We start from the raw sequence: 23,939 nt of genomic DNA, 5'->3' as shown, positions 1-23,939 counted from the left end.
TCTGTGACATCCGCCGGAGACTTTAACTTTTTTCGGCGGATTTTTTGTTAAAATAGTGTACCAGAAACAAGTTGGATGGAGGTTGACCTGAATGAAAATTCTCGTTGTAGATGATGATGTACATATTTTACAGCTAGTGAATATTTATCTGACAAGAGAGGGCTATCAGGTGATACAGGCAGAAAACGGACAACAGGCTCTTAAATTACTTGAAGGAAACTTGCCTGATTTGGCAGTTGTAGATGTTATGATGCCAGGAATGGATGGTTTTACATTAACCGAGACATTGAGCCAGGAGTACGATATCCCCGTATTGTTATTAACAGCAAAAGGCGAGCTTGATGACAAAGAACGAGGGTTTTTGGCAGGCTCAGACGACTATGTTGTAAAGCCTTTTGAACCTAAAGAATTGCTGTTTCGCATAGCCGCGATATTGCGTAGATTCGATAAGAAAAATCAGGTAACCATCCAGGTGGGTAGACTCGTTATTGATCGTCGAAGCTTTGAGGTTGTCATTGGGGAAGATACACTTGTTCTACCTCTAAAGGAATTTGAACTATTGGCATTACTAGCATCTCGCTCGAATCAGGTGTTTACACGTAGCTTTATTATGGAGCAGGTGTGGGGCTATGATTACGATGGAGATGAGCAGACTTTAAATACGCATGTGAAGCGGATTCGTGAACGTCTTCATCGTTATAAATCAGGTGTTGAGATTACAACAGTGCGTGGTGTTGGCTATAAGCTTGAGGTTAGTACATGATAAAAACGTTATATAGTAGATTTGTTGTCACGACGATGCTCGTTATGATTGGCAGCTTATGTATCGGCTTTTTAGCGACAAATACGTATTATCATCAAGTTGTGAAGGAAAAAAACGATGCTAAAAATGTGAAAATTGCGCAGGATATTGCGAAATACATTGAGTCATCAAAGCCTAACGATTTAGATAATTATTTAACGACTCTTGGTGAAATAGGTTATCAAATTTATGTAACAACTGATGGCGAAGGGCATTTCTTCGGAGGTGAGTATCGTGATAAAACATTACCATCAAATACAGTCAAGCGTGTTTTAAAAGGGGAAATTTATCATGGTATGCGTGATTTTCCAAAAGAGACTTTTGTGACAGGCTTTTTTGCGAATGAGTTAATTAATACGATAGGTGTGTCGTTTACTTATGAAAATAAGCAGTATGCACTGTTCATTAGACCTGATATTCGCTTGTTGTTCTCTGAAGTGCATACGATACTTGGTGGACTTATGCTTACGATGACAGTAATTAGTCTATTGGCAATGCTACTTTTTGCTAAGGCTCTAATTCGCCCTATTACACAACTAACAGAGGCAACACATCAGCTTGCACATGAAAAATTCGATACGCTACTGGATATAGATCGAGCAGATGAGATTGGACAATTAGCGGTTAGCTTTAATGTCATGACAGAAAAATTACAGGAAAATGATCGAATACGTAAAGAGTTTATCAGTAATGTATCGCATGATTTTCAGTCACCATTGTTGAATATTCAAGGCTATGTAGATTTACTAAAGAATCCCTTGCTGACCGACAAGGAAAGGCAGGAATATACAACGATTATTGAACTAGAAACGAAGCGTATGTCGACATTAACGAAGCAATTACTATTACTAACGTCACTCGATCAATCTACAAGGTTGTTAAAGTGTGAACCTTATCGTTTAGATGAGCAATTAAAGGAAACCGTAAGAAAATATCGCTGGCAGCTTGAAGACGCTAATGTACAATTATCGTATCAGCTTGAACCAGTAACATATGATGGCGATGCTGGGTTATTACAAAATGTGTGGGATAATTTATTGACAAATGCCATTAAATACAATGTCGAAGGTGGAGAAATTCATATTCACATACAACAATCCTCAACCTCAGTTGAAGTGCTTATTGAGGATAGCGGCATAGGAATGACTGCCGAGCAACTACAAAAGGTATTTGATCGCTTTTATCGAGTAGATGCGTCCAGAACAAAGCAAGGTACTGGGCTTGGACTAGCCATCGTGAAGCAAATTGCTGAGTTACATGGAGGAACGGTTCATATGGACAGTGTTATAAATTCCGGTACGAAAGTGCGTGTCCACTTACCTAAACTGTAATGAGGATTACCTAAAGTTTATGTTCACAAGATAAACTGCTAAATAAGTTGAAAAAGCTTAGGGGGGTATCGTTTGGAACAAAGATGGAGTATACGCCTTATTCGTCTTGCTGCGATTTTTGCCTTATTTGATACGTATCTAGGCTCACATATGTCCAGCTCAGGTAGTTACGAATATAAACCGATACATGCACATATTTACTCATAGATTGGTTAAGTATGTTTGCATGGGGTACTTGCTATCGTACCTTTAAAGTGAAATCACAAAAATTAGTGACAGTACTTGGTTGATCCGCGGTTCTCGGTGTTTTTGGCTTAACGCTAGGCATGTGGTTCTACAATTTGAGTCCATTTAGTTTTAGCAGAACATTTACAATGATTTTCTTTATCGTAGGTGGGACAACAGCTTTGCTTTATTCATCGTTGTAACGTTTATGGTAGATCAAAAAGAAGAAATGAAAAACTAATCAACATACCGCGTCACCGTCTTTAATAAGAGTGACACGGTATTTTTTATGAAGAACAGTTTTGTTTGGCTCGTTATCAAAAGCTAGATATGACATTTGATAAAACATGAAAGTTAATCGCTAAAACAAAAAGTTGGATGACATTCTGTTAAAATGTATTCATGTGGATAGGTTGAGTGAAGTGGTTCATCGGACGCCCTCAGAAAGCTTTGCTCTGTGCGAAAGCGAAGCGTCAGCAATAAAGCGCCCAGTCGGAACGGAAATCAACCCCACTTTAGCTAACGAGTCCTTTATTTAATATTTTCAAGAGACTTCTTAAGCCATTTTGTTGCCTCAGTATAATCCTGTGCAACGCCGTGTCCTTTTTTGTAAAGCATACCAAGCTGGAATTGTGCTTTTTGATGCCCTTGATTGGCAGCGAGTCGATACAGCTGGGCGGCCTTCGCAAAATCCTTTGGTACCCCTTGCCCATGACTGTGCATTTGAGCCAATTGATATTGTGCTTTGGCATGTCCCTTAGCGGCAGCTTGTTCAATCCATTTCGCAGCCTCAGTATAATCCTGTTCGACACCGTTACCCTTATCAAATAAATTACCGAGCTGATATTGAGCACCGGCATGTCCTTGGGTTGCTGCTAGTCGATAGCAGCGTCGTGCCTCTTCTAGGTCCTGCTCGATCCCTAATCCGTGCTCATATAATAACCCTAATTGATATTCAGACTGAATATGGGATTGATCAGTAGCGGCCCTCCACCATTTTACTGCTTCATCATAATTCAATTCAGCTTCATATAATAATCCGAGCTCGTACTGAGCATCAGCATAACCCTTTTCAGCAGCCACTTTAAAGTAAGGGAGAGCTTTCTCTGGTTGCTGGAGGTGGTATATATAAATACGTCCAAGCTCAAAGCCCGCACTTATATGTCCATTGTTAGCGGCTAGCTGTAACCATTTTTTAGCTAAAGTTATATCGTTTTCTTTAACATAGAGCACACCAAGACAGTATTGGGCATTCAAGTGTCCTTTATGTGCTGCGAGCTTAAACCATTTTATAGCCTCTAGGTGATCATAAGGAATACCTTGTCCAGTGTTATATAGCATAGCCAATTGAAATTCTGCATTTGTATGGTCTTGAAGTGCAGCTAAATGGAACCATTGCGCAGCTTCTTCAAAATTTTGCGAGATGCCACGACCTTTAAGGTACATATAGCCAAGATTATATTGAGCACTAGCATCACCTGCTAATGCAGCCATTTCAAAATAGGTTATAGCTTCCTCATAGCTTTGCTCGACACCAGTTCCATTGTGATAAAGGAATCCAAGATTATTTTGAGCGCTTGTATTCCCTGAATTGGCTGCTAGCATGTACCATTTTGCCGCCTCGGAAAAGTTTAGTGGCATACCGAGTCCTTGATTGTATAGGACTCCTAGATTGTACTGCGCATCTGCGTTATCTAAATCTGCAGCAGCTTTATAATAGTGAGCGGCTTCTTCATAATTTTGGATAACACCGTGACCTAAATGATAGAACACGCCTAAGCTATAAAGCGCGTTTGCATCATTTTGCGCAGCGGCACGTTCATACCACATTTTTGCAACTGCATAATCTTTCTTAACACCACGCCCTTGATTATAAAGAGCGCCTAAATTATATTGAGCACTTGCATTCCCTTGTTTTGCGGCAAGCTCAAACCAGTCTGCAGCAGTTTTATAGGCCTCGGTTGATTGGTCATCTTGAAGTAGCGTATTTATATCAAAAGCTGAAGTTATATCTTCAAAGCGGGAGCTTTGCCGCATCAACTTTACCTTGAAGGTGCGGTCATAGCGTTCGATAAACCATTCTACAATATCACTTATATAATCAAGAACAATTTTTGCTGCCTTTGCCTCCACAACTTCACTTCTATTACTAGAAGTCATTTTGCTTACAAGATTCATTAATAAATAAATGCGACGCGGATGAATTTTTGCAACAAAGCTACGATTATTGAGTAATGATCGAATATTTTTTAGCTTCGGTTCGGTATGCATTTCCAGCTTATAAAGTTCATATAAAACTTCCTCCAGTACTAGGAGTGATTTTTGAAGAGATAGAGCTGGCTTTGCAATGGCGAGCGAGCTAGCATCCTGTAAATTATTAGCCAATTTCACCAAGCACAAAGCTTTTAACTTCTTACATTGATCTTGGAGGATTTCATATTGTACAACGATAGCAATCACCTCTTTCATTCTTTGTATGCTCTTCACTAAAAATCTGGATATTTAATTTGTTAACACCGAGTATATTAGTTGATTTCCGTTCCGACTGGGTGAACCCTTGAAGATCAGCGATAGAGGAACGAAGGCTAAAACCATCACATCCTATGGGAACGCCTTCGTGACCAATATCGTGCTGTTGCTGTCGGGACGGAAATCAACAATACACTACGATGATATCCTCTTTTTTCATATATCGGGAAAATACCGTTATTGTTGAATTGTCCTCGATACATGATACTATTTGTTATAAGGAGATTTGTTGAAATTCAGTAACGATTATTAGAGAGTGCATATGCCAAAGTTTCATATTATCCGGGGGATAGAAATGATGAAAAATATTGCAGCAATTATACCAGCCTATAATCCACAACAGTCACTTATAACCTATGTCAACCAATTATTAGCCACCACTATTATCCAAGTTATTATTGTCAATGATGGTAGCGACCAAAAATATGCAAATGTATTTGAAGAATTACAAAAGATTGACTGCTGTCGAGTACTAGAGCATGACAACAATATTGGAAAGGGAGGCGCACTAAAAACAGCCTTTGCCTATGTAATGGAGCAAAGGGGGATGTTTCAAGGTGTTATAACAGTAGGTGCTCATAGGCAACATTCTTTACAGGATGTGAAGCTAGTTTTAACAATGACAAAGGTATTTTCTGAAGGAATTGTGTTAGGCGTACGTAATTTCCATTCCTCGGACAGCACGTTTTTATCATATTGGGGTAATCGAACAACAAGTTTGTTTTTTGAAATCCTTTATCATAGAAAACTGATGGATACACAAACTGGTTTACGCTTTATTTCTAAAAAAGAGCTACCGTGGCTGATGAAAGTAAAAGGTGAACGATATGACTACGACACTAATATGTTAGTTGCGGCAATTAAAAGAAAGTGTCCAATTTTTGAAGTAGAGATAGGCCAGCTACGAATAAAGAAAAATACAGTGATCCAGTATGATGAAATAACAAATGCAGGGTCAATTATTGCTAAAATGCTTATGAATTATTTAAATCCAAGGGAAAATAACTATAGGTGAAGTAATATGCTAGGATAAAATATAAAAATTACTCAAGAACGTAGCAAGTATAGAAAGAAGGAGAGCTATGATGATGGAATATTCAGATCAAGTGAAAAATCGTGTGAAACGGATGGAAGGTCAGCTACGTGGAATTTTAAAAATGATGGAAGAAGAAAAAGACTGTAAGGCAGTCATTACTCAATTATCGGCAGTACGCTCAGCAGTAGATCGTACAGTTGGTGTTATTGTTAGTACGAATCTTTTAGAATGTGTACAAAATGCTGAAGGTGATGGCGAGAAAATGAATGAAGCTATTCAAGAAGCAGTTAATTTAGTGGTGAAAAGCCGTTAAAAAAAGGGAAGCCTACCTTATAAAAAAGATCATCATAAAACTCACTTTAAAACAGGTGAGTTTTTATTTTTTTACAAAAATATAGTTTAATTCGATACTTATATTTTATTTCGAGGTATTTATACCTATTTATTACGTGTTGTACATATGGTTAAAAGTCATGGATAGTGAACTTGTCCGATAGATTTGTAGTTCCTTTCTCTGTTATTCTAATTACAAGAATATAACAAATGGAAGGTGATTTATTGTGAAGAAATGGTTGATAAGCGGAGCAGCATTGTTGATGTTAAGTCCAACAGCAGCCTATGCTCAACATGCAGACGCTCGCTCAGTAAATACTTCCTCTGTGTTTGCTTATAATGTAGTAGCTGATAATAAAGTAACAACTTGGGATCAATTCACAACAGAAATCGTAAAGCAATTAAATAATTTCGCTCCTGAAATTAAAATTACATATAGTGGATCAATGACTGATTTCAAAAAGAATTTTATGAAGTCCTTTGAAAAAGCACAGGAACAAGCAGTCTATGCGAGTGGTCATATGGAGAGTACGGCTATTTCTGCAGACTCAATGGGTAATGTGACATTTAAAGTGAAATATTTGACAAACCAAACGCAAGAAGCGGCCGTACAAAAAAAGGTGGATCAAATATTAAAAACGATTATTAAGCCTTCAATGAAAACAGAATTCGAAAAAGTAAAAGCAATTAATGATTATATTGTGTCAAATACTACATATGGTACTAAAACAAAGGCTAGTCCTCATAGTGCTTATGCATTGTTAATGGAAGGACAAGCTGTATGTCAGGGCTACGCGTTAACAGCTTATAAAATGTTAGAACAAGCTGGATTCGATGTAAAATATGTTGTTGGTACTGTTAATAATAACGAGGCACATGCATGGAATTTAGTGAAGATTGATGGTAAATGGTATCATTTAGATACAACATGGAATGATCCATTACCAAATCGTTACGGTGCTTCTTCGTATGATTATTTTTTAGTAACGGATGCACAGCTAAAGAAAGATCATAAATGGATAGCATCAAATTATCCTGCTGCAACAAGTACAAAATATAGCTATATGCAAAATGTTCATTTTGCATATCAGGTTAATAATACACTGTACTTTAGCAATACGGCAGACAAAGATAAATTGTATACGCTGGATTTAGCAAGTGGTAAAAAAACAAAGGTCATTGATAAACGTGCTTTGTATATTACAGGAGCGGATAATTTTTTATATTTCAGTGATTACAGTAACAGTGGCTACTTAACAAAATTAAATCTTAAAACATTAAAAACTGAGATGCTCGTGAAGCAAGTAGTTTCTGATTTAAGAATTAATGATAATTACTTAGTTTATAATGTTAATGGCAAAGAACAGAAGCTTAAAATAAAATAAACTTCAAATATTCTTTTCTATTTATAAAATGACAGCACAAAAGGACTTCCGAGTGAGTCCTTTGTGCTTTTTTTGTATATAATGAAAACAGGAAAACGGTTGGAGGTGAGGATTTTGTGGAAAAAATTAGCCATTATTGTAATTTTAATTATTTTTATTGACCCCATTTATACGGCTGGTAAAGCAGTTGTACAACAAGTAATAACTTGGGCAAATAATGATGAAATAGAAACGGTGCTTCTTTCAACAAAGGACAAAATCATAGATGTTACTGCTAAACTTTCAGAGAATACCTCCATTGAAACGGCCACACCTATAGAAGAAAAGCCAGAAGGAGGAGCCGTTACAGCTTCTGTAGCCAAAAAACCTGAAGCAAAGTTAGTTGTAACTAATGCAAAGGAAATGGCTGATGCGATGTATGCGTACTATAGTAGTTTTTCACCTACGTTTGAGATTCAATATAAAGGCGATACACAACGAATTGAACAGTTAGTGGAAGAGGCCTATGAAAATGCTATAAAACGAGATGATTATGTATATGGACATATTAGTAAGCATTCAATTCGTTTTGAATATGGAAGGAAAACAGCCAAAATCTTTGGAGAGCAAAGTTATTTAATGACACCAGAACAAGCATCATTTGTTGAAATGAATGTGCAAGAGATAGTAGCCTCAATCAATAAGAAATCATTAAGTGATGTAGAGAAAGTTAGGGCTGTCAATGATTATATCGTCGCCAATACCGCCTATACAGATCAAACGAATTCAAGTCCACATAGCGCTTATACAGTGCTTGCGGAACATGGTGGTGTTTGTCAGGGCTATGCGTTGTTGGCTCATTCGATGTTACAAAAGCTAGGTATAGAAACGAAATATATCATAGGCTATGTCGGACAGGAAGGACATGCTTGGAATTTAGTAAAGCTGGATGGTCAATGGTATCACCTCGATACAACATGGAATGACCCGGTACCTGATCGTAAAGGGGCGGTTCGCTATCAATACTTTTTAGTGGATGATCGAACGATGGCAAAGGATCATACGTGGATTGCTAAAGATTACCCGAAAGCAACGAGTACAGTGTATAGCTACTTTCATAATGTAGATTTCGCTGCACAAGTAGGGCAACAAATATTTTATAGTAATGTTGCTGATGATAATAAGTTGTACGTGCTTGATTTACAAACTAGTAAATCGAAACGCGTCACTAAATCACGTGCACAGTACATCGTTTATGCAGATGGCTGGCTATATTTTAGTAATTATTCACAAGGAGCGTATTTAACAAAGATTCGCCCGGATGGAAGCGGCGAAAAAGTATTAAATAGGGAAGAAACGAAGGATTTATTTGTGCAGGACAACTATTTATATTTCACGACAAATGAACTAAAGAAAATGGCGCTTTAACTTGATCAATAAAATGATATGAGTGACATGCCAGAAGATACACGTTATGTGAAGTGGTTGATTGGAGTGGAGACTGGGCGACTCCTTGGGGATTAGCAATAAAGGAGCGAAGGCTAAAAGCATCACGTCCTGTGATAACGCCTTCGTGACCAACATCATGCTGCTGCCGCTTCGTTGGCACTACGCTTTCGCGCAAAAACATCATGCTGCTGCCGCTTCGTTGGCACTACGCTTTCGCGCAAAAAACATCTGTTGGCCCGAGACCCTGGAGCGAGCAACGCGAGTGAAGCGGCTCATCGGACGCCCTCAGGAAGCTCTGCTCTGCGCGAAAGCGAAGCGGCAGCAACAAATGTTTTTCTGTGCGAAAGCGAAGCGGCAGCAACAAAGCGCCCAGTCGGAACGGAAATCAACCCCTCGTTTTGCAGAAGAGTAGTACTTTGTTTAAATAGACACCTTGATTTCATTGAACATAATAGTTTTCAACAACATGAAGAGCCTATGACATTACAGATTGTCATAGGCCTTTTTTGATCGTTCTATAAGATAATGGATTGGCGAATGCTGACACAAAGAAACTTCAATTTGTGGATACATCGATTTCATTTCATATGAAAAAGTTTTAAAAATTAATGGATTATGCTTTATGGCACCACCATTACAATAAAGGCTGAATGCTTCGCCCTTATAGTCAATTTTTTTCACCACAGCGCATGCAAGGAGTACTAATTCATGAGCAGCACGCGTTGATATTTGAATAGCGCATAAATCCTTTTTGGTCACGGCCCCTGCCAAAAATGCACCCATTTTTGCAAGCTGCGCGTTTGTGTAGGATGGACGGAATAGCCATGAAGCTAGCTCTGTAACATCTTGGATCCGTAAGTAATCATAGACAGCACTTTTTAATATGGTCGGCTCACCACGCCCGTCTTCCATGCGAAAAATGGCGCGTATAATTTCTTGTCCTAACCAATAGCCACTGCCTTCATCTCCTGCACGATGCCCCCAACCACCTGCACGTACTATTTGTGTACCATCAAATGCATACGCAATAGCTCCTGTTCCAGCAATGAGTAATGCGCCTGCCTGTCCAGCAGTAACACCAAGTAAAGTGGCTTGTGCATCATTTTCTATAATAAGCGTATCTATCTTTAACCGTAATGTAGATAGTGCACTATGAACGATTGCTGATACGGTTTCATGATCTTTGGGAGAATCAATCCCAGCCATTGCAAAGGTAGCAACAGCAATATTTGAGTCATCTTGCTGTTGTAAAAAACCTTGCACATTTGCTAACAATGCTTGCAATATTTCTGTAGCAGCTGTAGCACCGATCGCTTGATAATTCGAGCCACTGGTTGATGTTGTATATTTTATTTCACCAGACTCGGCATGTACGAGCGCACATGCCGTTTTTGTAGCACCACCGTCAATAATAAGTAGCCATTCCATCATTGATTCCATTCCTCGAAAATTACTGTTAATTGTTTTTCTGCCTCAACAATCTTAGACTCTTTCAAACTAACCCATTCTTTAAGGTTATGAGAATTTGCCTTGGAGCGTTCCAGAGATTCTTTCATCGTTGCGGGCGCTGGACCACCAAGTAATGTACGTACACCAACGAAAGTTTCTGGTTTTAATGTGCTATAAAAATCTTCCTCAGAAATTTTTAATGGCTTACCAGTAATTAATTTAGATTGTGTATTGGCAAGACCCCATGTAAGACTTGCTAGAGATTCCTCCCCATGAGAGAGCAATACTTTAATACATTTACTAACAATACTATGTGCTTGGCGGAAGGAAATCCCTTCAGAGCGCACAAACGTATCTGCGAGCTCTGTCACATTGGCAAAGCTATTTTCTGCTCGATTTCTTAGTTTTTTCTTGTTTACATCCATCGTGACAACAAGTGAACCAAATAGTTTGTAAATACCTATTAAACGGTCGATGGCGCGCCATAAATAAGGTTGCATATCATCCTCTGTGTCTACGATATCTCCAAAAGGTGTATTATGTACCATTTGTAATACTGTACTAGCATCACCAACAACCGCTGATAGCAATGAACGCGTATGCTCTATCGAAACAGGATTGCGCTTTTGTGGCATGATAGAGCTCACTTGCACGTACGGGCTTGCTAGCGTAAATGCATTGAATTCCTGTGTAGCCCAAAGTAAGAAATCTTGGGATGTGCGGCCAAGATTAAGTGCCGCAAGTTGCACGATACTCGCTGCCTCCGCAATATAATCTGCTCCTGCAACAGCATCCCACGCATTTTCGATAATATCGTCGAATGCCAATAACTCACGCATGCGCTCTCGACTAATATTGAAGCCTGTTGTCGTTAATGCCGCAGCCCCCATACTACTGCGATTCACCGTTTTATAGACATGCTGTAAACGTTCAAAATCTCGTTCAAGTTGATCGATGACAGCTTTCAAATAATGCGCAAAGGTTGTTGGCTGTGCCTGCTGCGTATGTGTATAGCCAATCATAATCGTATCAACGTGCTCCTCAGCAGCTGCGATTAAATCATCTCGTAATGTCAGTAATTCTTGCATAAGCAATAACAATTTTTTTCTTAAAGTCATGCGATAGATGGCAATGCCCATATCATTACGACTTCTACCAATGTGAAGATTCCCTGCAACATCACCAGCAAGCTCTATTAATTTATTTTCGATGCGGAAAAACAAATCCTCATATCGCGGGCTGTAATCCTCTATACGATAATAGTTCAAGTCTAGTTTTTTTAAAGCAGTACCAATTTCTTTAGCTTCTTCTTGTTTAACTAGACCCTGTTCTTCTAACATTTTTAAGTGTGCAATATTGATTTGCAACATAATTGTTAAAAAATTTTTCTTGGCTTCATCGTAAGCTGGTTGCAAGACAATTTTACGATAAATATTAGAAGGAAAGATCATCCCATCTTCTCGCTGGGTCTTGTTGCGGAAATCTTCAAACATAGTTATTGCCTCCTAGTAGATTAGCAGTTATATGGCCGAACCAGCACTGCCTTTAGATAACTTCTCGGAAATAATAAGTACAATTAAAATTAAACAAATTTGTAAGACACCGTATGCACAAGCAGTTCCAAATTTAAAAGAATACAATTTTTGAAATATCGCCACTGATAATGGGATCGTGGACGTACTGTAAAGAAGAATAGACGCTACGAATTCGCCAAAGCTTTGAACAAGTGCTAGTAATGTACCCGCCAAAATGCCCGTAAATGTAAGTGGTAGTACAATACGTCTAAATGAATACCACCATGTTGCACCTAAACTTCGTGATGCTTCTTCGATAGATTGATCTAATTGCACAAGTGATGCAGATGTCGATCGGAAAACAAGAGGTAAATGTCTAATAAAATAAGCTAACGGCAAAATCCAAAATGTCCCGATAAGAACCTGATTAAAAGAGAATATATTTTCCGTACTAAAGGCTGCAATCAGATTGACAGCTACAACCGTACCCGGCAATGCCCAAGGAACCATGATTAAAATATCGAGTAATGTTTTACCTTTAAAATTTAACCGTACCATAGCATAGGCTGCAGCAACACCGAAAATGATATTGCCGAGCGTGGCAACAATCCCCATTCGAACAGAATTCCAAATCGGTCGCCACGTCCGTTCATCTGTAAAAAGAGCATAATAATGATCCAATGTATAGTCTGTTGGGAGAATTTGCGTTTTCCATGCACCATCAACGGAAAATGAAATTAAAATAAGCACTAAAATCGGCAAAATTAAAATTAATGTACCTATGAAAGAAGCAATAGTCGCCATAACATTCATGCCTCTTGAAGACACTTCAGATCGATGAACACTAATACCTTTGCTAAGATTTTGGTAATTTCGGCGGTTTTGATACCAGCGCATAATAATTAAAAAGGTAATGGAAACAAAGGATAAAATCATAGATTGTGTCGCTGCCATATTTAAATTCCCATTCGTACGTGATAAATAGATTTGCATAGTCATTGTGCGTTCAACACCGAACATTAAAGGTGCAGTGTAGGATGCCATAGAAATCATAAATACGAGTAGGGATGAGGCAACAATCGAGGGTGTTAACATGGGCAGAATAACCTTTGTCCATACTCGAACACGCCCGGCACCTAAGCTAGTTGCGGCTTCTTCTAAAGCTGGATCAAGACCTTTTATAGCTGCTGAGGCAGTTAAGTAGAAGTAAGTGTACATAGTGAATGTATGTACTACGATAACCCCCCATATGCCTTTTAATGAAAATGGAACTTGCTCTAAACCGAATAGGTGCTGAAACGCACGTGGGAAAATCCCACTCTCTCCATACAAAAATGTAAAGGACAGCACACCTACTAGCGGCGGAAGAGCCATGGGTATCAATACTAAAACAGAGAGTATCCGTCTGCCTGGGAAATCATAGCGTTCCAGTAAAAATGCCATAGTTACACCGACGATTGCACAGCAAATAACACTGATAACGGATATATAAATACTAGTCCATAATGCTTCTATATTTGCTGGGCTAGCTATATTAAAAAAATTTTTATAATTAGATAGTACATCATCACCAGAAAAGCTTTCTGTAAAAGTTTGATAGAATGGGTATACTACATAGGCAAACAACACTAAAAATAAAGGTGCAACTAAAATATAGACAAACCAATTTGAGCTAGTTAGTCGTGTCCATGCATTTCCTTCAGAAGGATTGAGGTGTGTTTTTTCCATGTTGTTACCCTCCTATTCTCCCAAAAAATACAGTGAATCTTGGGCTATATTTAAGGTGATGTCTTCACCAATTTTTTTAAGTTGACCGTTCATATTGATAATCATTACTTTTAGTGAAAAATCTAGGCATTCTACAATGTAGTTCACACTTATTCCTGTAAATTCAACAAAAGTGATTTTACCTGTTAATGTGTTTTCACCAGTACCTTGATTAATGGATTCAGGGCGAATAGAAATAAATACTTTGTCTCCAATCATATGCGTGAAAGTGGGGGAGCTTTGTTGCTTTCGCCCAGTCAAAACAAGTCCACTTGCCGTTTTTACTTGTATATCGTCACCATTAACAGCATCAATTGTCGCCTCAATTAAGTTTGTCTCACCAATAAAATCTGCGACGAAGCGGTTAGAAGGTCGATTATAAATTTCTAGCGGAGTACCGATTTGTCTGACGTTCCCATTTTCCATGACCATGATCCGATCTGACATGGACATAGCTTCCATTTGATCATGCGTAACATAGATGGTTGTAACACCAAGCTCGGATTGAATACGTTTTATTTCTACGCGCGTTTCTTCGCGTAATTTAGCATCTAAATTCGACAATGGCTCGTCTAACAATAAAATATCAGGCTCTATCACAAGTGCTCTTGCCAATGCGACCCGTTGCTGCTGACCACCAGATAATTCATTAATTTTCCGATTCCCATATTGCGATAAATGAACAAGCCCTCTAATACGGTCGACCTTTTGTTTGATTTCCGACTTCGAAAATTTTCGTACTTGTAATCCAAAGGCGATATTTTCATCTACCGTCATATGTGGAAAGAGGGCATAATTTTGAAACACCATACCGATATTCCGTTTATTAGGTTGAAGCCTTGTCACATCAAAATCATCAAAAAGAATTTTCCCTTCTGTTGGGTAATAAAAGCCGGCTATCATTCTTAGTGTAGTCGTTTTCCCGCAACCACTTGGGCCGAGGAAGGTGAAAAATTCACCAGCTTTAATATGAAGATCTAAATCTTTTACGCCATGAATGTGACCGAATTTCTTAGAGACATTTTTTATTTTGACACTTTTCAACTGAAATGCTCCTTTCTCGTTAGAAAATTAGTTACATGAAGCCTCGAGCAAAAATATACTCGAGGCTTAAAAATATGAACAATATTTGTAGGTGTTTTTGAGTCAAAAATCTTTAATAATCGGTCACTTTTTTCCGCGTCCTTTAATATTGTTATCCCAATACTCCATCCATTCTGCTTCTTTATCAGACATGAATTTCCAGTCTATATCAAAAGTTTTTAAGTCTAATTCTTTATACCACTCAGGCATTGAAGCTTTATCGATATCTGAGCGAGTAGGAATTTGATAGTAATCGTTTGCTAGTTGAGTCACCATTCCCTTTTCAAATAAGAACTCTACGAAGAGCTTTGCATTCTCTAAGTTTTTAGCATTGTTGACAACAGCAACACCATCAACTAAAATCGGTGCACCACTTTTCGGATAAATATAATCAAACGGATAATCAGTCGTATATTTCTTTAATAAAATATCTTGCAAATTCCATAAAGAAACACTGCCTTCTTGTCTTGTCATCTTTAAATAAAGTGCATTCGGATCTTGTGTATATTCCTTCGTGTTGGCATCTAATTTTAATAACCAATCATAGCCTTTCTCAGGTGTATCTGCACCTTGACGTAAAATCATAGATGAATAAATAGTACGCATCGTCCCAGATGCTAACACACCACGAATTAAAATTTTATCTTTCCACTTTGGATCTAATAATTCATCCCAATCTTGTGGACCTGTATCTTTCTTTAACACATCACTGTTAATCATAATGACTTCTGGCAGTAACATTTCACCAAACCAACGACCATCCGCATCTTTATAAGCTGCATCAATCGAGTCGTTAAAACTAGGCTTCCAAGCTTGAAGTAAACCTTCATTGGCACCGACAGTTAGTGCAGATTGCGTACCGCCCCACCAAAAATCAGCCTGAGGATTTGCTTTTTCACCACGTAGGCGTTCTAAAATTTGCTGTGCGCCCATCGTTAAAAATTCCACTTCAATGTCCGGGTACTTTTCATTAAACTGATCGATTACTTTTTGCACCATTTCTTCATCGCGCCCTGTATAAATAACGAGCTTTCCAGATGGCTTAGCTGCTACATCGGTCTTTTCAGAACTGGACGTTTTGTCGCTATCTTTTGTAGCAGCCTTGTCACTACTACAAGCAGCTAAGACAAGAAGCATCAGCACAAGTAAAAAACCGAAAATTCGTGTTTTCTGCATAATCTTCCCCCTCCCTAATAGTGAAAAACTTACATACTATTAGTATAATCCTAAAACTTAGCGTTAATGTTAGAAAAATTAAAAAATTATAATTATATTCATCGTAGCTAAGTAAATATTAGATAGCGATGGTGCTTCACTAAAGTTGGAAACGCTTTAAAGTAGCGGAGGTTTAAAGTATAAGAGTTTTGAGGATAGAATAGCGAATATGTAAGTGAACAAATATTGATTTTGGTGATTTTGAAAGGGATCTCTAAATCATGATTCTAGGCAAACAGGGTTCGGTTGTGATCCGCTCTCTATCAAGGAGAGAATGGGAAAATTTTCTAAAGCGTATCGATCCATCATACTGGACGAGTGAAAATATTGCCGCACTAGCGGACCATAACATTGCACTAGGTGATGAAAACGGCAATTTTAGACCAAATGAAAACGTAACACGTGTACAATTTACAGCGTTCATGTATCGAGCGCTTGGTTTATAAAAGTTCATACTTAAATTAAGGGAGATGTATCAAAAAAATGATCCATCTCCCTTTCTAATTTAGATTAAAGTATTTACTTACTGACAGGCTCTAAAGATTTTCCCTTTTGTCGTCGCTGCGAAAGTATTGTCGGTAGCATCATACCTAAAATAACTAAAATAATACCCGCTATTTGTAAAGAAGTTAATGGCTCATGGAGAACAATAACTGAAACGGTTACGGCAACGGGCAACTCCATAGCACTTAAAATAGAGGCAAGAGCTCCTCCCACTTTCGGAACAGCTATAGAGAATAAATAAATTGGCAAAATAATACCGAAGAGCCCCAGTGCTAGTCCAAATTTCCATAACCCTCCGGCGAATAATTTGCCGTTCCAAAGAACCTCAGGGTTTAGGAAAATTCCAATAATGATAAGGGCGACAAAAGAAACAATCAGCACGCGTGATGTCGTTGTAATACCCTCCACATGACGAGAGTTAAATTGAATAAAGCAAGCAAAAGTAAAGGCAGCAGCAAAACCTAGTAGCCAGCCTTGAATAGGAATATCGCTTAAATCTACATTTAGTACGCCAGCGGCTAAAATCGTTCCAGCAAATAATACAATGATGGAAATCACTTCAGTCCGACTTGGTAAGCGTTTATGAAGGGCGCAATCTATTAATAAGCCGATCCACGTGAATTGGAAGAGCATTACTACTGCAAGAGAAGCTGGTAGATACTTTAATGATTCGCCGTATATAATTCCTGTAGTTCCGGTAAATATCCCGGCGCACACCAAAATAAGCAGTCCCTTTTTAGAGAGCTTCGGTAATTGTCTTTGTGTCACTATAAAAATTGTCGCAACAAGCATAAAGCCAATAATATATTGACTTGATACTGCCTCTCCTGTTGTAAAGCCATGCTGCATAGCTACTTTGACAATTGTCGATAGTACACCGTAGCTACTAGAAGCAATGACAATTAAAAGAGGATATAATAAATTTTTCTTCATGTTTTTTTGTTTCACTTCCTAAAATTGCTTTACCATATGATGAAATGGTTCATCAATTATGGACCATGGCTCTGTAGTGACAAAGCCCATGCGTTCATAAAGGCGACGAGCGTCCTCTTTTTCCGTTTCAACATTTAATGATAATTTTGTATAGCCTCGTTTTTGTGTTTCCTCTATGGCGAATTGCAGTAATAATGTTCCTATTCCTTTACCACGAGCTTCTGGTGCTACACAAATAGTATCAATATAATATTCATCTTCATGAGCCTCTTTATCGATGATGATAGAAGGCGCATTTTTCTCTTCAAGCCATTTTACGAGATTTGCATCCATATGAATGGCTTCGACACCATTATAGTAAACAAGAGTTCCTAATACTTGCCCATTTTCAACAGCAACAAAAGTATTTAAATAGGAATGTCGATTGTCCTCACGTTTGAATAGTACAGTAAGTTCTTGTTCAACGGCTTTCGCTGTTTGTTCACCTGTTAAACGGTTGGCAATATCACCAATCGCATCAATAATTAATGGTACAACGGCATGGGCATCCTGTGGTTGCGCTTGTCGAATTGTAATACTCATTGTCAAAATCCCTACCTTTCTATAGGCAAGTATAACAAAGATAGAGGATGACTCAAGTTTTTGAGTAAATGGTGATATTCTGATGGCATCATTAACTTCTTTCGGCGGGTGCCAAATACCCGCCGAAAGAAGTTAAAGCCTCCGGCGGATGTCACGGAATCGGAAAGAAGTTCTTAGGGGATGTTAGCCTAAAACCATCGCATCCATGCGATAATGGCTAACTGACCTGCATCGTGCAGGCCTAAGCACAAAGCCGATTCCAGACGCAATTATGCCAAGGCATAATTGATTATTATTCCGAAAGTTTAAAACTTTATACGATATCTGATTTCGTGTTAATCTATAATGACTAGAGTTTCGGGAGGACAACAATGACAAAGGAAGATAAGGATTATATTTTAGTTTATGGAGATGCTTTTATTGACTATATCGCTGATGATGTAACAAATACATCTTTTACTAAATATATGGGTGGTGCAACGGTAAATGTTGCTGCGGGAATTAGCCGTATCGGTGCTCCATCTGCATTAATTACGATCACAGGAGATGACGAAGGATCTCAGTTTGTTCGAGATGGCCTTGCACAAGAAGGGGTAAGCCTGGATTATGCGGTATTTAACCCTGTGAAGCGTGTTAGCGGTGTTTATGTACATTTAACGGAAGCATGTGAGCGAATTTTTAAGGATTATGTCGATGAGACGCCAGATTTACAAGTAGAAGCAACCCAATTAAATGAAGCAGCTTTTAAACATGCATCTGCTTTAACTGTGTGCTCAGGTACAATGTTCCATCCTACAGCCCTTGATACTACACGTGCTGCTGTAGAGTTGGCAAAGGAAAAAGGGGCAATTATCGCAATGGACGCGAATATTCGCCCTCTACGCTGGAGCAGTGAGCAGATTTGCCGTGAAACGATCACGTCATTTTTTGAGCACGTAGATATTTTAAAGGTTACTGATGAAGAATTATTTTTCCTAACAGAAACAACTAGCTTGGAAGAGGGCATTGAGCAATTAAACAGTTATTTAGTGCCCATTATTTTAGTAACAGTAGGGGAAAATGGCACATATGCGGTATTAAATGGTGAGGTTATCCATGTACCGACAGAAAAGGTTGTGCCAGTAGATACTACAGGTGCTGGAGATGCATTTATGGCCGGTGTATTACGCGATGTTCATTACAATGGTTTACCTACAACGGAAGAGGAACTTGTTCGTTGTGTAAGCTTTGGCAATAAGCTGGGTGCTTTAGCAGCCACTAAAGCAGGGGCATTAACAGCTCTTCCATTTTATGATGATATTAAACATTTACTTAAATAGTCGTTTGGAGCGTGCATACAATGGAGAAAAATTACGATGTATTAGTGAAGGATCGATTATTCTTTGGCGGTGCGAAAGATGCAGATTTAGCTTTTGAACAAGAAACGGTTGATATCGTGATTGATGTTCGAGTAAATGGCTTATCTAAAGAGGAGCAAGAAGCGGCTTCATATGCGTACAAGCATATGCCAATTGCAGATGAGGACATAGTTGCACCATCAATTGAAAAAGTTGCGAAAGAAATTGTTTCTGCCTATGAGAATGGACAAAAAGTGTACTTCCATTGCGGAAGCGGGGGAGGTCGCGCAGGAGTGGCTGCCACTGCTGTATTAATGGAGCTTGGCATGGCCAATTCTCTAGAGGAAGCGGAAGGGGCGGTAAAGAAAGCCCGTCCACAAGTAACAATTCGTCCAAAAATGGCAGATGCTTTGCAGAAGCTATACAAATAAAAGAGAAGATGTACCAATAGTTTTTTCAACTTTGGTACATCTTCTTTTTTAGTTAGTGAATTATACATTTTTGCTCTTTGCGGGGGTGGATGTATAACCCCATACTATGGCGATCAAAAAATCAAAATTAATAAATTGGTTTATTTTTGAAAATATAATTCACTTTTATGTTTGTAAGTTAAAAATACAAATTTAGGAGTGAATCGATTGACTACATTTACACCCTTACAAGAGGCTCAAGCCTTTACTGAAGCTTTTCTATTGTCTAACGAGCAGGTATCTGTAAACCATCCTTATAAGAAGGATAAAGGTCGATATCCACGAGTGCGGAAATTTTTCCAGAATCATTTATTAAATGGTACAAGTGATGCTTCCACATATCAACAAGGTGTTGGGCAATTAATGATGTTCTGTGCACAGTTCGCTCAACAAAAGGCATTGGTCGGAGAGCGTGATGCCGTTTACAAAGAAGTGGTTAATGCTGTTATTCCTAAACTTTTAAAAAGAACATATAATTTCCCGTCAATCAATCCATTAGCAGGCTTTATTTATCTTGGTGTAGCGATGCTTAAGAAGTTGGATGAATCTCAAAGCGATGTATCACTTTCTAATGTAGATGAGTTGTTAGATCGATACCGAGACTATTTTGCTAATGAAGTATTAAGTTATAAAGAAAACTATGCGTTAATGTATCATCGGACTCCGTCTGCTTGGACATATAATGACTCAGAAAAAGCGTACCGTTTTGCTACTGGACCATATTCGGGTCAAATAGGATACTGGATAACTACCGCAGATTTATCCACAGATCCTCAAAAAAAATACTTAGAGATGCCAACAGTTCTTGATAGCTCAGGACAAGTTTCTTTTGCTGGTATTCAACCAGGAACAAGTGATAGAGATTATATAGATCACCATTCCTATTTCAACACTAAAAACGAGCGATTTATTCTTAACGAATCGCTAAATACAATTGCATTATGGATGGCGGCACATGTTTATGATGTAAAAGTGAATAAAACTGGAGCTTCATTAAATCCTGCATATAACTTGAAAAATGCAATCAGAGATGTTCTTAGCTATACTCATTGGGGTTCTAATACGTTAGTTGCTAATGATGCTAAAGGGTGTTTCCAACAAGAGCCATTTAACGATGCATTAACTGCTAAAAGAGTTCTTCCGGTTCATGGATATTCCGAAGTAAACTTAACGAATAATATGCTGCGATCTCGATTTGATTCTCCGGCATATAATACATTTGCAATAACATTCTTACAAATCTTTGCAAGCTTGATTGAAAATCCAACAGTTTCATCATGGTACAATCTTGTTCCAAATTCTGATTCAGATTCTGGAATTATGGTAGTTCAGATGATTAATACTTACCAAGATATATTTACAAACTATTCAATTATCAAAAATACTTTAATGGATAATTCGTTTAGCCAAGCTAAATATTGGGGTATGTACATTCCAGAAAACGCAATGTTAGGTTCATCCGAGTTGATTAAAAATCCATGGCAAATACCTAATAAGGGGGAGGGGATCAATCAAGCCATGGTCGGATTGTTCAATGTTTATCCAGGATTCGCAGGTCAAGGATTTACAAGTATTAATAATAAAATCGGGGAAGCAATTAAACTCCAACTTGAAGTTGGTCGAGCATTGCATGGTCAAAATGCCTTCCCATCACACGATCGTTCAGGTCTTTGGGATTTAGCTCGCTTAGATATATTAGCCGATGCTTCAAATACAGATGGGACTGTTAGCTCGGCTACAGACCTAACTACTACTGATAAAGAATCTCCAAACTGCGCTGGAGCACGTCGCACATTCTACGCTTTAGCTATGGCGTTAGCAGTCGATGGTTCTAACGGTTTTGCTTCAAATTAATGCATACCCGATTTAGGTGGAAGAAACATATAGATGATATTTGTTAAATTGATCAGAGTGAAGGCTAAGTGACTCCTTGGGGATTAGCGTCACGGATGAGATCTTGTAGCACAAGCGATGCGACTCATTGGACACCCCGAGAAAGTGCTTAGCCGGATTATTTTTAACAGCAGATACATAAATTTGTGCTATACACTTTAGAACGGATTTTGTTATAGTGATAATATAACAAAGGTGAGGTGAATCTATATGATGGAGGAATTAGCGAAAGTTCCGTGGGCAGTCATAGCACCACTAATAGTAGTTCAATTTATTTTAATGATTGTAGCTTTAGTTGATTTACGCAAAGTCCATGCAACAAATGGGCCTAAAGTTTTATGGGCGTTTCTTATTATTTTTACAAATATTATTGGATCGATTGCGTACTTTATAGTTGGGAGAAAACAATCATGACGATATTACTTCAGGTAACAGGACTTACAAAGCAATTTGCAGAAAAAGTAGTTGTGGATGGGGTTGAGTTCTCTTTAGAAAAAAATACATCGACAGCTTTAATTGGGCCTAATGGCGCTGGCAAAACAACGACATTATCGATGCTAACAGGTTTATTAAAACCAACCTCCGGAAGTGTAAAAATGCTAGATGGTGATTTAAGAGCTAATATTGGTTTCTTGCCACAATATCCGCAATTCCATCCTTGGTTAAGTGCGTTAGAGTTTACTGAAATGGCAGCAAAGCTAAATGGTGTGCCCGCAAAAAAAGCACAAGCAGAAGCCCAAAAAACACTTGAGTTTGTAGGTCTTGGTAATGATTTAAATAAGAAAATTTCCACGTTTTCTGGTGGCATGAAGCAACGGCTTGGCATTTCCCAGGCAATTGTTCATAAGCCTAAATTACTGTTATTAGATGAACCTGTGTCTGCATTGGATCCAGTAGGTCGTAGGGAAGTTCTTGATTTATTGAAGGGCTTGCAGCAAGAAACAACGATTTTATATTCGACACATATTTTAAATGATGCTGAAGAGATGACAGATCAATTACTGTTTCTACGTGATGGCAAGCTAGTAGAGCAGGGGACATTACGTGAAGTTCGACAACGTTTCGAAGAATCAAATTATGTTGTAGAATTTAGCACCGAAAAAGAAGCACAACTTTTTGCCAGTCAATCTGAACTTATAGGAAAAGCTAAGGGCAGTCATGTATATATAGAAATTATTGATGAACAACCAAGTATGCAGGGGCTGCTTCAACATTTGAGTAGTTGTCCTTATAAAATACGAAAAGTGGAGCGTCAAACAGCATCGCTTGAAGAGATTTTCATGAAGGTGGCGAGAAAGATATGAGAGGATTTACTGTACTTCTTCAAAAGGAATTCAGAGAAGCGTGGCGAAGCTGGAAGTTCTTATGGATACCTCTTGTATTTGCTTTGCTCGGGATGAGCGATCCACTGACGAACTATTATATGATGGATATTTTAAATGCTGTTGGTAACGTACCAGAAGGCTTTGAAATGGTGATGCCAGAATTAATGCCAGTGGACCTATTACAAGCTTCCATTGGACAGTTTCAAACGATAGGTTTACTCGTATTAATGGCTACTTTCGTAGGAGCCATAAGTAAAGAAAGAGCAAGTGGAATGGCTACTTTATTGTATGTCCGTCCAATATCGTTCGGCGCTTATTTTATGAGTAAATTTATCGTCATGAGTACTGTTGGCCTTGTTAGTATTTTAGCTGGTTTTACCGCGAGCGTATACTATACGGTTGTACTTTATGGGACATTTGAGATAGGGACACTTATGGCAAGCCTTTTTACGTATTTTTCTTGGTTGCTCTTTGTGATAGCTTTGACATTAATGATGAGTGCAACTTTTAAAACAGTGGTTGCAACAGCATGTGCATTTGCTGTCATATTTATTGGGCAAATATTGGATGCTTTAGTTGGGGCATTTTGGACAATATCACCTTGGAAATTACCGGTATATGGTGTTCAATTAATGAGGGGCACGATGGAGATGTCGGATTATTGGTGGAGCCTATCTATTACATTAGTTATCACCATAATCTGTATGAGTATAGGAATTTTGACAATGAAGAAAAACGCATCGATGACGAAAATTTAAAGGAAGTATTGAGGTGAAAATCCGCGTAAACTTTTAAGAT

Annotated in this window: 23 protein-coding genes; 15 read left to right on the top strand and 8 right to left on the bottom strand. The window is 38.3% G+C overall.

Annotated elements, in window-relative coordinates:
- Positions 1 to 91 precede the first annotated feature (91 nt).
- The 3 genes from C7Y47_RS15785 to C7Y47_RS26280 all read left to right on the top strand — a co-directional run bounded on the left by C7Y47_RS15785 (position 92) and on the right by C7Y47_RS26280 (position 2,340).
- The gene (locus C7Y47_RS15785) at positions 92 to 763 is read left to right on the top strand and encodes a response regulator transcription factor (protein WP_142509644.1); all 672 of its coding nucleotides are present in this window, start codon (positions 92 to 94) and stop codon (positions 761 to 763) included.
- Positions 763 to 2,133: a sensor histidine kinase gene (locus C7Y47_RS15780; protein WP_142509653.1), complete on the top strand. Its 1,371-nt coding sequence runs from the start codon at positions 763 to 765 to the stop codon at positions 2,131 to 2,133. Before C7Y47_RS15785 ends, C7Y47_RS15780 begins: the two co-directional genes overlap by 1 nt.
- 72 nt (positions 2,134 to 2,205) lie before the next feature.
- Positions 2,206 to 2,340, top strand: coding sequence for a hypothetical protein (locus C7Y47_RS26280; RefSeq protein ID WP_436970113.1), 135 nt, complete (start codon positions 2,206 to 2,208; stop codon positions 2,338 to 2,340).
- Between the two features lie 549 nt (positions 2,341 to 2,889).
- Here the strand turns inward: C7Y47_RS26280 and C7Y47_RS15770 are convergent.
- Positions 2,890 to 4,827, bottom strand: a complete 1,938-nt coding sequence (locus tag C7Y47_RS15770) for a tetratricopeptide repeat protein (RefSeq protein WP_142509643.1) — start codon at positions 4,825 to 4,827, stop codon at positions 2,890 to 2,892.
- A gap of 355 nt (positions 4,828 to 5,182) precedes the next feature.
- Between C7Y47_RS15770 and C7Y47_RS15765 the strand changes: the two genes are divergently transcribed.
- The 5 genes from C7Y47_RS15765 to C7Y47_RS15745 all read left to right on the top strand — a co-directional run bounded on the left by C7Y47_RS15765 (position 5,183) and on the right by C7Y47_RS15745 (position 9,481).
- Complete coding sequence (locus tag C7Y47_RS15765) at positions 5,183 to 5,902, top strand: glycosyltransferase family 2 protein (RefSeq protein WP_255505211.1); 720 nt, start codon at positions 5,183 to 5,185, stop codon at positions 5,900 to 5,902.
- 73 nt (positions 5,903 to 5,975) lie between these two features.
- On the top strand, positions 5,976 to 6,236 hold the full coding sequence (locus tag C7Y47_RS15760; protein WP_004233098.1) for a metal-sensitive transcriptional regulator: 261 nt from the start codon (positions 5,976 to 5,978) through the stop codon (positions 6,234 to 6,236).
- Positions 6,237 to 6,483: 247 nt separating this feature from the next.
- A complete protein-coding gene (locus tag C7Y47_RS15755; protein WP_142509642.1) occupies positions 6,484 to 7,641 on the top strand; it encodes a transglutaminase domain-containing protein in 1,158 nt (385 codons plus the stop codon).
- A gap of 114 nt (positions 7,642 to 7,755) precedes the next feature.
- Positions 7,756 to 9,048, top strand: a complete 1,293-nt coding sequence (locus C7Y47_RS15750; RefSeq protein ID WP_142509641.1) for a transglutaminase domain-containing protein — start codon at positions 7,756 to 7,758, stop codon at positions 9,046 to 9,048.
- Positions 9,049 to 9,133: 85 nt separating this feature from the next.
- Positions 9,134 to 9,481 (top strand): hypothetical protein, encoded by a 348-nt coding sequence (locus C7Y47_RS15745; RefSeq protein WP_142509640.1) that lies wholly within the window; start codon positions 9,134 to 9,136, stop codon positions 9,479 to 9,481.
- A gap of 71 nt (positions 9,482 to 9,552) precedes the next feature.
- Here C7Y47_RS15745 and C7Y47_RS15740 read toward each other — a convergent pair whose 3' ends face one another.
- From C7Y47_RS15740 to C7Y47_RS15720, 5 genes are all read right to left on the bottom strand, one after another.
- Complete coding sequence (locus C7Y47_RS15740) at positions 9,553 to 10,500, bottom strand: N-acetylglucosamine kinase (RefSeq protein ID WP_142509639.1); 948 nt, start codon at positions 10,498 to 10,500, stop codon at positions 9,553 to 9,555.
- Entirely contained in the window at positions 10,497 to 12,011 is a 1,515-nt protein-coding gene (gene argH, locus C7Y47_RS15735; RefSeq protein WP_142509638.1) for an argininosuccinate lyase, read from the bottom strand. Before argH ends, C7Y47_RS15740 begins: the two co-directional genes overlap by 4 nt.
- A gap of 27 nt (positions 12,012 to 12,038) precedes the next feature.
- Positions 12,039 to 13,760: an ABC transporter permease gene (locus C7Y47_RS15730; protein ID WP_142509637.1), complete on the bottom strand. Its 1,722-nt coding sequence runs from the start codon at positions 13,758 to 13,760 to the stop codon at positions 12,039 to 12,041.
- A gap of 12 nt (positions 13,761 to 13,772) precedes the next feature.
- Complete coding sequence (locus C7Y47_RS15725; RefSeq protein WP_142509636.1) at positions 13,773 to 14,843, bottom strand: ABC transporter ATP-binding protein; 1,071 nt, start codon at positions 14,841 to 14,843, stop codon at positions 13,773 to 13,775.
- Positions 14,844 to 14,966: 123 nt separating this feature from the next.
- The gene (locus C7Y47_RS15720; protein ID WP_142509635.1) at positions 14,967 to 16,058 is read right to left on the bottom strand and encodes an extracellular solute-binding protein; all 1,092 of its coding nucleotides are present in this window, start codon (positions 16,056 to 16,058) and stop codon (positions 14,967 to 14,969) included.
- 260 nt (positions 16,059 to 16,318) lie between these two features.
- On the opposite strand from C7Y47_RS15720, the gene C7Y47_RS15715 reads away from it, so the two are divergent.
- The gene (locus C7Y47_RS15715) at positions 16,319 to 16,543 is read left to right on the top strand and encodes an S-layer homology domain-containing protein (protein ID WP_142509634.1); all 225 of its coding nucleotides are present in this window, start codon (positions 16,319 to 16,321) and stop codon (positions 16,541 to 16,543) included.
- Positions 16,544 to 16,616: 73 nt separating this feature from the next.
- Here C7Y47_RS15715 and C7Y47_RS15710 read toward each other — a convergent pair whose 3' ends face one another.
- Both C7Y47_RS15710 and C7Y47_RS15705 read right to left on the bottom strand, forming a co-directional pair.
- On the bottom strand, positions 16,617 to 17,534 hold the full coding sequence (locus tag C7Y47_RS15710) for an EamA family transporter (protein ID WP_142509633.1): 918 nt from the start codon (positions 17,532 to 17,534) through the stop codon (positions 16,617 to 16,619).
- A gap of 18 nt (positions 17,535 to 17,552) precedes the next feature.
- On the bottom strand, positions 17,553 to 18,116 hold the full coding sequence (locus C7Y47_RS15705; protein ID WP_142509632.1) for a GNAT family N-acetyltransferase: 564 nt from the start codon (positions 18,114 to 18,116) through the stop codon (positions 17,553 to 17,555).
- A 371-nt stretch (positions 18,117 to 18,487) separates the two neighbouring features.
- Between C7Y47_RS15705 and C7Y47_RS15700 the strand changes: the two genes are divergently transcribed.
- The 6 genes from C7Y47_RS15700 to C7Y47_RS15675 all read left to right on the top strand — a co-directional run bounded on the left by C7Y47_RS15700 (position 18,488) and on the right by C7Y47_RS15675 (position 23,899).
- Complete coding sequence (locus C7Y47_RS15700; RefSeq protein ID WP_142509631.1) at positions 18,488 to 19,435, top strand: carbohydrate kinase family protein; 948 nt, start codon at positions 18,488 to 18,490, stop codon at positions 19,433 to 19,435.
- Positions 19,436 to 19,455: 20 nt separating this feature from the next.
- Positions 19,456 to 19,884 carry a protein-tyrosine phosphatase family protein gene (locus C7Y47_RS15695; protein WP_142509630.1) on the top strand — a complete coding sequence of 143 codons (429 nt, stop codon included), beginning with the start codon at positions 19,456 to 19,458 and terminating at the stop codon, positions 19,882 to 19,884.
- A gap of 207 nt (positions 19,885 to 20,091) precedes the next feature.
- On the top strand, positions 20,092 to 21,777 hold the full coding sequence (locus C7Y47_RS15690; protein WP_142509629.1) for a hypothetical protein: 1,686 nt from the start codon (positions 20,092 to 20,094) through the stop codon (positions 21,775 to 21,777).
- Positions 21,778 to 22,026: 249 nt separating this feature from the next.
- Positions 22,027 to 22,230 (top strand): PLD nuclease N-terminal domain-containing protein, encoded by a 204-nt coding sequence (locus C7Y47_RS15685; protein WP_142509628.1) that lies wholly within the window; start codon positions 22,027 to 22,029, stop codon positions 22,228 to 22,230.
- Entirely contained in the window at positions 22,227 to 23,120 is an 894-nt protein-coding gene (locus C7Y47_RS15680) for an ABC transporter ATP-binding protein (protein WP_142509627.1), read from the top strand. Before C7Y47_RS15685 ends, C7Y47_RS15680 begins: the two co-directional genes overlap by 4 nt.
- Positions 23,117 to 23,899, top strand: coding sequence for an ABC transporter permease (locus tag C7Y47_RS15675; protein WP_142509626.1), 783 nt, complete (start codon positions 23,117 to 23,119; stop codon positions 23,897 to 23,899). Before C7Y47_RS15680 ends, C7Y47_RS15675 begins: the two co-directional genes overlap by 4 nt.
- The last annotated feature ends 40 nt before the right edge of the window (positions 23,900 to 23,939 follow it).

Origin of the sequence: Lysinibacillus sphaericus (assembly GCF_006864135.1) — a bacterium.
Lineage (GTDB): Bacteria > Bacillota > Bacilli > Bacillales_A > Planococcaceae > Lysinibacillus.
The sequence above is the reverse complement of the archived record's forward strand: the minus strand, read 5'-3'. Positions and strand labels throughout refer to the sequence as shown.